12 protein-coding genes are annotated in these 10,741 nt (G+C 70.1%); 6 read left to right on the top strand and 6 right to left on the bottom strand.

Annotated features, from left to right (window positions below; genetic code table 11):
• Positions 1–89: 89 nt before the first annotated feature.
• Entirely contained in the window at positions 90–578 is a 489-nt protein-coding gene (locus AC07FN_RS23685) for a tRNA adenosine deaminase-associated protein (RefSeq protein ID WP_452613590.1), read from the bottom strand.
• A gap of 122 nt (positions 579–700) precedes the next feature.
• On the opposite strand from AC07FN_RS23685, the gene AC07FN_RS23680 reads away from it, so the two are divergent.
• A complete protein-coding gene (locus tag AC07FN_RS23680; RefSeq protein ID WP_478397577.1) occupies positions 701–1,666 on the top strand; it encodes a prephenate dehydrogenase in 966 nt (321 codons plus the stop codon).
• Between the two features lie 446 nt (positions 1,667–2,112).
• On the opposite strand, the gene AC07FN_RS23675 is transcribed toward AC07FN_RS23680, so the two are convergent.
• A complete protein-coding gene (locus AC07FN_RS23675) occupies positions 2,113–2,307 on the bottom strand; it encodes an antitoxin (RefSeq protein WP_478397576.1) in 195 nt (64 codons plus the stop codon).
• A 263-nt stretch (positions 2,308–2,570) separates the two neighbouring features.
• On the opposite strand from AC07FN_RS23675, the gene AC07FN_RS23670 reads away from it, so the two are divergent.
• The 3 genes from AC07FN_RS23670 to AC07FN_RS23660 all read left to right on the top strand — a co-directional run bounded on the left by AC07FN_RS23670 (position 2,571) and on the right by AC07FN_RS23660 (position 5,036).
• Positions 2,571–3,263: a TetR/AcrR family transcriptional regulator gene (locus tag AC07FN_RS23670; RefSeq protein WP_478397575.1), complete on the top strand. Its 693-nt coding sequence runs from the start codon at positions 2,571–2,573 to the stop codon at positions 3,261–3,263.
• A gap of 34 nt (positions 3,264–3,297) precedes the next feature.
• A complete protein-coding gene (locus AC07FN_RS23665; protein ID WP_478397574.1) occupies positions 3,298–4,479 on the top strand; it encodes a cytochrome P450 in 1,182 nt (393 codons plus the stop codon).
• A gap of 86 nt (positions 4,480–4,565) precedes the next feature.
• On the top strand, positions 4,566–5,036 hold the full coding sequence (locus AC07FN_RS23660) for a YbaK/EbsC family protein (protein WP_478397573.1): 471 nt from the start codon (positions 4,566–4,568) through the stop codon (positions 5,034–5,036).
• Positions 5,037–5,133: 97 nt separating this feature from the next.
• Here AC07FN_RS23660 and AC07FN_RS23655 read toward each other — a convergent pair whose 3' ends face one another.
• Entirely contained in the window at positions 5,134–5,919 is a 786-nt protein-coding gene (locus AC07FN_RS23655) for an SDR family NAD(P)-dependent oxidoreductase (RefSeq protein WP_478397572.1), read from the bottom strand.
• A gap of 46 nt (positions 5,920–5,965) precedes the next feature.
• Positions 5,966–6,979 (bottom strand): GlxA family transcriptional regulator, encoded by a 1,014-nt coding sequence (locus tag AC07FN_RS23650; RefSeq protein ID WP_478397571.1) that lies wholly within the window; start codon positions 6,977–6,979, stop codon positions 5,966–5,968.
• 43 nt (positions 6,980–7,022) lie between these two features.
• Between AC07FN_RS23650 and AC07FN_RS23645 the strand changes: the two genes are divergently transcribed.
• Positions 7,023–8,288 (top strand): MFS transporter, encoded by a 1,266-nt coding sequence (locus AC07FN_RS23645; protein ID WP_478397570.1) that lies wholly within the window; start codon positions 7,023–7,025, stop codon positions 8,286–8,288.
• Here the strand turns inward: AC07FN_RS23645 and AC07FN_RS23640 are convergent.
• Positions 8,257–8,871, bottom strand: a complete 615-nt coding sequence (locus tag AC07FN_RS23640; RefSeq protein ID WP_478397569.1) for an SRPBCC family protein — start codon at positions 8,869–8,871, stop codon at positions 8,257–8,259. The two genes, AC07FN_RS23645 and AC07FN_RS23640, sit on opposite strands and share 32 nt — an antisense overlap.
• Before the next feature lie 126 nt (positions 8,872–8,997).
• On the opposite strand from AC07FN_RS23640, the gene AC07FN_RS23635 reads away from it, so the two are divergent.
• The gene (locus AC07FN_RS23635) at positions 8,998–10,086 is read left to right on the top strand and encodes a hypothetical protein (protein WP_478397568.1); all 1,089 of its coding nucleotides are present in this window, start codon (positions 8,998–9,000) and stop codon (positions 10,084–10,086) included.
• A gap of 8 nt (positions 10,087–10,094) precedes the next feature.
• Here the strand turns inward: AC07FN_RS23635 and AC07FN_RS23630 are convergent.
• The coding region (locus tag AC07FN_RS23630; RefSeq protein WP_478397567.1) for a tetratricopeptide repeat protein at positions 10,095–10,741 on the bottom strand (647 nt) is incomplete at its 5' end.

The raw sequence follows: 10,741 nt of genomic DNA, 5'->3' as shown, positions 1-10,741 counted from the left end.
GCCTGCTGGCGCGACAAAACCTGTTACAACCCCGCCCTGCACGAACCCGCCGAACAGACCCAAGCGGCATAGGGGTTGACTCAGGGATCTCACTGCTCCAGCTTCTCCAGCACCTTCGCGAAGTCGTCCCCGAAGCCGCAGCGCTGGGCGATCATCTCCAGCTGCTCGTCCGGGTAGAGGTCGACCTCTTCGATGATCACCAGCAACTCGCCCTCGGGCAGCCCGAGATCGGAGAGGATCGCTAGGTTGCCCTCCGGCCAGACCTCTTCGTCGTCCTCATCGGGCGGATCGATGCGCAGCAGGTCGAGGACGTCCGCCGCGATGTCGTAGTCCAGCGCCGCGGCCGCGTCCGACAGCAGCAGATCAACGCCGCCGGGCACCGGCCTGATCAGCACGAAGAACTCGTCGTCCACATTGCACATACCGAACACCGCGCCGGTGGAGCGCAGCTCGCGCAACGCCGTGATCGAGGCGTCGAGGCCGGTCAGCACCGTTTGGTCCATCGTGCTGCACCGCCACCGCCCGTCCTCCCGCACCACGGCGACGGCGAAGCCAGCGACCGGCTCCTGCACCGTCATGAGGACACCGTAGAGCGTACTAACGCCACCCGAAAGCACTATTGCGCGCTCGTAACCTTCCGGGCACCGATTCACGCTCAACCGGGTACGTGGCCGACGGAGAGTTCGGGCAGGATGGACCGATGCGTGCCGTGTGCGTGATCGGACTGGGACTCATCGGCGGCTCGGTGCTGCGAGCCGCCAAAACCGCCGGACGCCCCGCCTGGGGCACCACGACCTCGGAAGCCGACGCCGCCGGCGCCCGGGCCGAGGGTTTCGAGGTCCTCGACGTCGAACCGGCCCTGCGCCGCGCCGCCGAGGAGGAGGCGCTCGTGGTCGTCGCGACGCCGCTGACCGCCGTGCGCGCGGTGCTGCGGCAGGTCGCCGAGCACGCTCCCGGCGCCTGGCTGACCGACGTGGTGAGCGTCAAGGAGCCGGTCGACGCCGAGGTCCGCAGCCTGCTGCCCGCCGGCCGCTACGCCGGCGGGCACCCGATGGCCGGGGTGTCGAGTTCCGGCTGGTCGGCGGGTTCCGGCGAGCTGTTCGCCGGGGCGCCCTGGGCGGTGACCATCGAGGAAGGCACCACGCTCGAAGCGTGGCGCGAGGCTGCCCGGCTCGCGCTCGACTGCGGCGCGCAGGTGGTGCCGACGTCGGCGGCCTCGCACGACTTCGCGGTCGCGCGCATCTCGCACCTGCCGCACGTGTTCGCGGCGGTGCTCGCGGCGGTCGGAGCCGACGGCGGACCACTGGCGCTGTCGCTGGCGGCCGGCTCGTTCCGCGACGGCACCCGGGTCGCGGGCAGCGAACCCGAGCTGGTGCGGGCGATGACGGAAGGCAACCGGATCGCGCTGCTCGACGCCGTGGACGACGCCCTCGGCAGGCTCGGAGCGGCCCGCGGCTCCCTCGCCTCCACCGGAGGCCTGAAGTCCACAGTGGACGCGGGCCACGAAGCGCGCCGAACGCTCGACGAACTCGCGATCAACGAGCGAGTACGAGCGACGGTCCAACTAAACGACACGGCCCTGGAGCGCCTGCGAGAGCTCGGCGAGCGCGGCAGCCGAGTCGTGGCCCTCACGGAGACAACCGCCGAGGTAGAGATCCCGGTGTGACGCCTCGAAGCAGCGCCCCGGCGTGACACCTCGAAGCAAGGGGCGGTGATCTCGGTCAGGTCGGTACATGCGAACGGCCCCGGCCGTCGCGCTCCCGGCGTCGTGCGCCCGCAATTTCAATGGAAATCAGAGCTCTGATTTCCATTGAAATTGCGGGACTCATCCACAGCATCCGGCGTGTCGTGGCCCGACATACCGACGGGTGTGGACAACTGCCCGTCGGTTTCAATTGAAACTGTTGATCGACTTCGGGCCGTTCGCCCAGGGCCGGCGGATCTTCCGGGGCCGGGCATGAAGAGGCCGGGCATGAAGAGGGGCCGCCCAACGCATGAAGAGAGGCCGCCCTGTGCGTTGGGCGGCCTCTCCATGATCCGCTCCGACCACTGCGAGCGGGATGGCCCTCACCTCTTCCCGCTCTGCAGCTTGGGTCGGGCGGCGATGTTCCGTTAGCGCTGTTCGCCGGGGCCCTGATCGTTGCCGCCGAGGAACTCCTTGCCCTTCTCGACGGCGTTGTCGATCTGGTCCTCGTGGCCGAACTTCTCCTTCGCCGCTTCGGCCACCTCGTCCAAGCCCTGCTCGATCTTGTCGCCGTGCTCCTCGCCCAGATCTCGCAGGTGGTCCTTGAACTCTCCGAATCCCATGGTGCTCCCTTCGGGGCGGCTGGAAAAGCCCTTTCGGCGGCGCGCTGCCCGCCGAACCTAAAGCCACCCCGGCTCCGGCGCGCGCCGGAGTTCGCCCGGCGGAGGCACGGGTTGGTGCTTCCGGGTGATGCGTCAAGACCGCGTCAAAGCAGCCCCGGGAACCATTGCCCGATCTTCCCCGCGAGGCCTATGGTGACCCCATGACTGGTTGACCAGATTTCAAATCTGGTCAACAGATCGAGATCGAAGGCAGGAGACGCCCCATGACGCAGCCCACCGAACGTGCCGACCGCATCCTCGACGCGGCCGGGGAACTGATGATTCGGCTGGGCTACCGGAAGGTGACCATCGAGGACATCGCCAGGCAGGCCGGCATCGGCAAGGGCACCGTCTACCTGCACTGGCGCACCAAGGAGCGGCTGTTCGAGTCGCTGTTCCTGCGCGAATCCGCAGACCTGACGGCCGAGCTCATCGACCGCGTGCGCCGCGATCCCGAAGAGGTCCGGCCGCACCGGTTCATGCAGACCTCGTTCCTGGCCACCCAGCGCAGACCGCTGATGCGGGCCCTGGCAACCGGGGACGTGGAACTGCTCGGCAACCTCAAGCAGGGCGATGCGCAGAGCCGCGGCCAGGAGTTCACTGACCGCTACGTCGAGCTGATCACCAAGTACGGCCTGGTCCGCGACGACGTGCCGCACCTCGTCTTCTCGCTGTACGCCACGGTCACCGGGTTCTTCCTGCTGGACAACATCAACCCGGACCTGGCGGCACTGGACGACCGGGCCAAGGCGGAGGCGCTGGCGCAGACCATCCACCGCGCCTTCGAACCCGACGACGCACCCGACCGCTCCTCGCTGACCGCGGCGGCGGCCGAGATCAGCGCGCTCTTCGACGAGATCACCGCGAACTACCGGAAGTGGATCTACACCTCCGGGATAACCAGCGAGCGCGCCTGACCGGCGGCGCTCGTCCATCAGGAAGGGGCAACACATGACGACCCTCGCCGACACCTGGGGGATCAACGAAGCGCAGTTCTGGCTGCGCGGCGTCCGGCCGGAGCAGCCGGTCGAACATGATTCGGCGGCCGGGATCTGGAACGTCTACGGATACCCCGAAATCCTGCAAGCCCTCAGCGACCCCGCCACCTTCTCGTCAGACACCCGGCGGCTGGTGCCCGAGCTGGCCGGGAACGACGAGGGCAACCTCGTCCAGATGGACCCGCCGGAGCACCACAAGCTCCGCAAGCTGGTCAGCCACGCCTTCACGCCCAAGGTCGTCGCCGACCTGGAGCCTCGGATCGCCGCGCTGACCAACGAGCTCCTCGACGCCGTGTCCGACCGGACCGAGCTGGTCCGGGACCTGGCCTACCCGCTGCCGGTCATCGTGATCGCGGAGCTGCTGGGCGTGCCGAGCAGCGACCGGGGCCTGTTCAAGAAGTGGGTCGACGCGATGTTCGCCAGCTCCAACAAGTTCTCCCTCAAGGAGCGCTCGAAGGAGCAGGAGGAGTACATGGCGAAGGCCATGGAGCAGGTCCAGGAGCTGACCGACTACCTGCGCGGACACGTGCAGGAGCGGCGTCGCACGCCCCGCGAAGACCTGCTGGGCAAGCTCGTCGCGGCCGAGGTCGACGGCGTGCAGCTCACCGACGCCGAGGTGGCCAACTTCGGGATGGTGCTGCTGATCGCCGGGCACATCACCACGACGATGCTGCTGGGCAACACCGTGCTGTGCCTGGACGCGCACCCCGATCAGCTCGCGGCGGTGCGGGCGGACCGGTCGCTGGTGCCCTCCGCGATCGAGGAGTCGTTGCGCTACTTCAGCCCGTTCGCGGCGGTGTCCCGGGCGACCAACCGGGAGGTCGAGCTCGGCGGCACAGTGATCCCGGCCGACCAGCTGATGCTGCTGTGGATCGCGGCCGCCAACCGCGACCCCCGGCAGTTCACCGACCCGGACGTCTTCGACGTCCGCCGGGACCCGAACCCGCAGATCGGCTTCGGCCGCGGCATCCACTTCTGCCTGGGCGCGCCGCTGGCCCGCCTGGAGGGCCGGGTCGCGTTGAACATCATGCTGGACCGGTTCCCGAACCTGCGCACCGATCCGGCCGAGGGCCCGGAGTTCCTGCCCAGCCCCAACATGACCGGCGTCAGCAAGCTCCCGTTGCTGCTGAGCTGACGGAGGCCGGGACGGGTGCCGGCGCTGGCACCCGTCCGGGCAAAACGACTTGTTCCGGCCGGGCGGACTGGGGAATTCTTCGCGGCATGAGCAATGCCACCGACACCTTCACCGCCTGCCTGCGCGATCTCGGCGTCACGGGTTCCGTCGTCGAGTTCGAAGCGGAGGTGCCGACCGCGGCGGCGGCCGCGGAGCGGCTGGGCTGCGAGCTCGGCGCGATCGCGAACAGCCTGATCTTCACCGCCGACGACGAGCCGCTGCTGATCATCGCCAGCGGCGCGCACCGGGTGGACACCAAGCACGTCGCGCGGCTTCTCGGGGTGCGCAAGATCCGCCGCGCGACCCCGGAGTTCGTGCTGGAGGTGACCGGGCAGCCGGTCGGCGGCGTCGGCCCGGTCGGGCACCCGCGGCCGATCCGGACCGTGGTGGACCGGATGCTGGCCGACTTCCCGGAGGTGTGGGCGGGCGCGGGCACGAAGCACGCGATGTTCCCGACGTCGTTCGACGAGCTGGTGCGGATCACGGGCGGCCTGGCCGCCGAGGTCGAGAAGGTCTGAGCGGCCGGGCCCCGCAGGGGTCGTGAGCGCTGACTCCGGTTCTTACCGGATGATTCGCTCACGACCCCGCGCTGTCATCGCTCGTGTCGCCGGCGGATCAGACGTTGGGCTCGAAGCGGCCGTCGATCGCCGTCCAGCCGCCTTCCACCAGCTGGAGGCTGCCCGTGACGTACGACGCGGCGTCCGATGCCAGGTACACCACGGCTCCGGCGATCTCGTCGGCGTTGGCCCACCGCTTCAGCGCGGTCTTCTCCGCGTACGCGCCGTACCAGGTCTGGTCGGACTTGATCTGCTTGGTCAGCGGCGTCTCGAACGGGCCGGGCGCGATCGCGTTGACCCGCACGCCCTTCGGCCCCAGCTCCGCGGCCAGCGCGCGGGAGAGCTGCACGACGCCCGCCTTGGTCGCGGCGTAGATGCCCTGGCCCGGTTCGACCACCTCGGCGCGGAAGCTGGCGAAGGTGATGATGCTGCCGCGGCCGCGCTCGGCCATCCGCGCGCCGAAGTCCCGCACCAGCCGGTAGGTGCCCTTCAAGTTGACGTCCACGACGCGGTCGAACTCCTCGTCGACGGTGTCGAGCAGGCGCTTGCGGACGTTGATGCTGGGCGTCACGACGAGCACCTCGGCGTCCGCCTCGGCCTCTGCGAGCTGCTGGATCTGCGCGCCGTCGCGCACGTCGAGCTCGCGCCGGCTCGCCTCGTGGCCGAGGCTCTTGATCGCCTCCACGGTCCCCTCGGCGCCGTCCGGATCCACGTCCGCGACGATCACCTGCGCGCCGAACTCGGCCAGCGCCACCGCGCTGGACCGGCCGAGGCCGCTGCCACCGCCGACGACGACCGCCTTGCGCCCGTCGAGCCGGAAGAGGTTGGCGAGCCGATTCGTCATGATGTTCCTCCCGCGAAGGTGGACCAGTGGTCTGACCATCAGATCCTCAACCAGGCGGGAGGGCGGCGGCAAGGGTTCCCCGGAAGGTGCCGCGGTAGGCGCTGGGTGACACGCCGAGCGTCGCCTGCAGGTGCTGCCGGAGCGAGGCCGCGGTGCCGAAGCCCGCGTCCGCCGCGATCCGGTCGACGGACAGATCGGTCTCCTCCAGCAGCTGCCGGGCGCGCTCGATGCGCTGCTGGGTGAGCCACTGCAGCGGCGACACGCCGACCTCGTCGCGGAAGCGGCGGGTGAACGTCCGCACGCTCATCGACTCCCGCGCGGCCAGTTCGCGCAGCGTCAGCGGCCGGTCCAGGTGTTCCAGCGCCCACGCCCGGGCCTGCGCGGTCGAGGCGGACTGCGGCTCGGGCATCGGCCGCCGGATGTACTGGGCCTGGCCGCCGTCGCGGTGCGGCGGCACCACGGTCGCCCGCGCCACCTCGTTGGCGACCGCCGCGCCGTGGTCGCACCGGATCATGTGCAGGCACAGGTCGATCCCGGACGCCTCGCCCGCCGAGGTCAGCACGTCGCCGTCGTCGGTGTAGAGGACGTCGGGGTCCAACCGGACCGCCGGGTAGAGCCGCCGGAACTGGTCGCAGGACCGCCAGTGCGTCGTCGCCCGGCGGCCGTCGAGCAGCCCGGCCGCGGCCAGCACGAACACCCCGGTGCAGATCGATGCGATGCGGGTACCCGGCCGGATCAGCGCGAACGCCGCGGCGAGCTCCGCGCTGAGCCGGCCTTCGGTCTCGGTCTCGTCGAGCTCGTGCGTCGCCGGGAAGATCACGGTGTCCGCCTCGGCCAGCGCTTCGGGGCCGTGCGCGACGTGGATCGGGAAGTCCGCGTCGGTGCGCACCATTCCGGGGACGAGTGCGCAGGTCACGACCTCGTACAGGGGTTTTCCGGCGGGCGAGAGGGCCCGCCCGAACAGTTGGTGCACCAGGCCCAGCTCCATCGGCATCACGCCGTCGCGGACCAGCACCGCTACTCGACCGGTCATGGCCCGATTCTTGCACATGTTGGCCATCAGGCCACTCGTTTCGCGGCGCGCGGCGGCGCAGGGTCGGGGTATGACGATCGAAACAGCCACCCGGACGGGCATCCACCGCGCGTGGTGGGTCGCCGCGGTGACCGCGCTGGTGGTGGTCGGCGCGGGCGCCTGCGCCACCACCGCCGGCCTGCTCATCACCCCGCTGCACCACGAATTCGGCTGGTCGCGAGCCGCCATCGGCGTCGCGGTCTCGGTGAACATGGCGCTCTACGGGCTGACCGCGCCGTTCTCCGCGGCGTTGATGGACCGCTTCGGCATCCGCCGGGTGGCCGTCGCCGCGCTGCTGCTGATCGCCGCCGGCGCCGGGCTGACCACGGTCGTTTCCGATTCCTGGCAGCTGGTCGTGGGATGGGGGCTGCTCGTCGGCGTCGGTTGCGGCGCGCTGGCGATGGCGTTCGCCGCGACCGTGACGCACCGCTGGTTCGTGGCCCGGCGCGGCCTGGTGACCGGCCTGCTGACCGCGGCCAGCGTCTTCGGCCAGTTCGCGTTCCTGCCGGTGATGTCCTGGGTCATCGACCACTTCGCGTGGCGCTCGGCGACCGTGGGCCTCGCGCTGATCGCGCTGGCCACGGCGCCGCTGGCGTGGTCGGTGCTGCGCGACCACCCCGCCGATCTCGGCCTGCGCCCCTACGGCGCAACGGTTTTCGAGGCGAAGCCGGAGCCGGAGCCGGGCGCGGCCCGGCGCGCGGTGCGACTGCTGTTCGACGCGGCGCGGACCGGCCCGTTCTGGTTGCTGGCGGGCACTTTCGCGATCTGCGGGGCGTCCACCAACGGGATCATGTGGACCCACTTCGCCCCCGCCGCGCACGACCACGGCATGCCGACCACGATGGCGGCCTCGCTGCTCGCGGTCATCGGCGTGGTGAACGTGGCCGGCACGATCGGTTCCGGCTGGCTCACCGACCGGTTCAGCCCACAACTGCTCTTGGCCGCCTACTACGCGCTGCGCGGCCTCTCCCTGCTCGCGCTGCCCGCGCTGTTCGGGCCGACGGTGCAGCCGGCCATGATCGGCTTCGCCGTCCTGTTCGGGCTGCTCGACGTCGCCACCGTTCCGCCGACGATCGCCCTGTGCCGCCAGGTCTTCGGGGCGGGCGGAGCGATCGTCTTCGGCTGGGTGAGCGCTGCGCACCAGGTGGGCGCCGGGCTGATCGCCTACTTCGGCGCCGTGGCGCGGGACCTGCTCGGTTCCTACGACGCGGTCTGGATCGGGGCCGCCGCGCTGTGCGCCGCGGCCGCGCTGATGGCGGTCGCGATCAGGCGGTCGTCTGGTCCAGGTCGGGCGTGAACCGGGCGCTCGCCGCGGCCACCCCGGCGGCGATCTGGTCGCCGTCGGCCGTGCCGGAATCCGCGGTCGCGGCGGCCCACGCCTTGATGGCCTGCCGGGAGAATTCCTGCACCGCAGCGGAGTTCTCCCACTCTGGCACGTACTCACCCCGGAGGTACCGGTCCAGGCCGAGCAGGTCGACGTCCCAACCCGGGCCGACGAACAGCGCGCCCGCGCCGCTGCTGATCGGCTCCATCGGGACCGAATGCATCATCTCGAGCCCGGTGCCGTCGTCGGTCTCGGCGAGCCGCAGCTCCAGAACGCCGTCGCCGAACGTGATCTTCACCAGGCGCGGTGCCGCGCAGCGCAGGATCTGGCCGCCGGCGTTTCCCTCGAACTGGTAGCGGCCGCCTTCCCGGAGTTCGCCGGTGATCGGCAGGAACCAGCGCCGCAGCCGGTCCGGTTCGGTGAGGGCGCGCCAGAGTTCCTCGATCGGGGCGGCGTAGTTGCGGCGCAGCAGCACGCTGACCTGCGCGCCACCGACGACCGAGTGCTGGCTGACCACGCGCTGCACGGAGGTGACCTGCCTGGTGATGTCGAACATGTGGTGCCTCCCAGTCCGGACTCCCGCGGGCCATCATCCGGCCTCGAACCGCGGTCCGCTCGCTCCCGACTCGTCCGGGTCGCCCGTCCCCCACACCGGCGGGCAGGTGCCGCCTAGGATGTGATCATGAGTGCTCAGGAGGCGGAATTACGCCTGTTCACGGGCGATGCGAGCGCGTCGGAGTTGGGCGTGTCGGCGAAAGTCCGCTACGAGCACGTCGAAGAGCACGGCTTCCCGAACGAAGAAGACGCCTTCCGCCAGGCGGGCACGGCCGCGTACCGCGCCGCTCCCCTGCTGCGGCTCATCGGCGAACGCGGATCGCGCAAGCTGATCACGGGCCGGGTGCGCATCGCGGTGCGGCCGGACGCGGCGCCGTCGGTCACGATCCTGGTGACGGCGCTGTGGTCGGAGCGCGACCGCTGGACGCAGGTGCAGGACGTGCGGTCGCAGCTGGACGGCGCGTTGGCCGCCTCGCTGGCCGAGCCTGCGCACCCGGTGCACGGCGACGCGCGGGACGTGGCCGCCATCCTCGCCAAGGCGGTGGCCGAGTCCTCGCACAACGAGGTCACGAAGGTCCGCGCGCTGCGCTACGAGCTGGAACGGCGACTCGCCGACCAGCTGGCCAACCGCAAGCAGGAGCCGATGCGGCGGCTGCTGGCGGAGGTCATCGAGCTGTCGATCGCGTTCAACCGCGCCCGGGACGAAGCGCGCGCGGCGATCCGCGACGACCTCTGGCGGCGCCACGAATCGGCGCACCAGCACGGCGAGACCACCGAGCCGCCGGGCCCGGAAACCCCGGTCCCGGACCGGATGCACTACAACGCGATCCGGCACTGCCGTTCGATGAGCAGCCTGCTGGAGGAAGAGACCGCCCGCCTGCATTCGTTGCAGGACAGCATGTCGACGATCTCGGTGGCGCAGGACGCCGAAGCGCAGCAGAACTTCAACCTGTTCGCAGCCGCGGCGGCCGCGGGGCTGGGGCTACCGGCGCTGATCCTGTCGTTCTACGGAGCCCAGACGTACCTGCCGGTGACGTCCTTCGACCGCGCGGCGCGGGCGCTCCTCCCGGTCGGCCTGACTGCGCTGGTGGCGGTGATGATCGTGCTCCGCCAGATGCCGTGGCGGGCGCGATTCCGCCACTACGCAGGAGGTTTCACGCTCGTCGTGTCCATCCTCGCCGTGCTGTGGGTGGCGGGAGCACTGGCGCCGAGCTGATCGCGGGATCAGCGCCGCTTCGAGGGGCGGGGTTTGGCCCGGAGGATTGGTTTCAGCAGGTCCTCGGCTTGGCGCAGCTGGTACGAACCCTCGCCGAACTTGCGCCGGTATCCGGTCATGACGCTATCGGCCACGTGGCGCGCCCGAGCGACCTTTCCTACCTTGTAGAGCGCAACAGCCAGCCCGGAATAGGTCCACAGCACATCTGGATGATCCGTTCCGAGGATCTCTCGTTGCCGCTTATGCACATCGGCAAATAACTGACGAGCCTGCACCGCCCGATTTGTTTTTATCAGCAGTACGCCGAGATTAGCTGCAGCGCGCATTGTTTCAGGGTGATTCTCACCAAAGAGACGGCCATACTTCTGCCACACCTCCCGCCTCAACCCAGAGGCTTCTTCGTTCTTGCCGGATCTCGCAAGCACGAACGCATAGGTGTCCATAGATTCCAAGGTGTTCGGGTGCTCCTCCCCCAGCACCCGCCGGTACCTCTCCCATGCCGCCTCGCACAGCTCACGCCCGCGAGAGACCTCACCAACCTTGCTCAAAGCCGAAGCGAAGTGAGACATCGACCGCAAAGTGTCCGGATGCTCCTCGCCCAACGCCCGCCGGTACTTCTCCCATACCGCCTCGCACAGCTCACGCCCGCGAGAGA

The sequence above is a fragment of the Saccharopolyspora sp. NPDC045941 genome, assembly GCF_056431445.1.
This window is presented reverse-complemented; position numbering and strand designations above follow the sequence as displayed.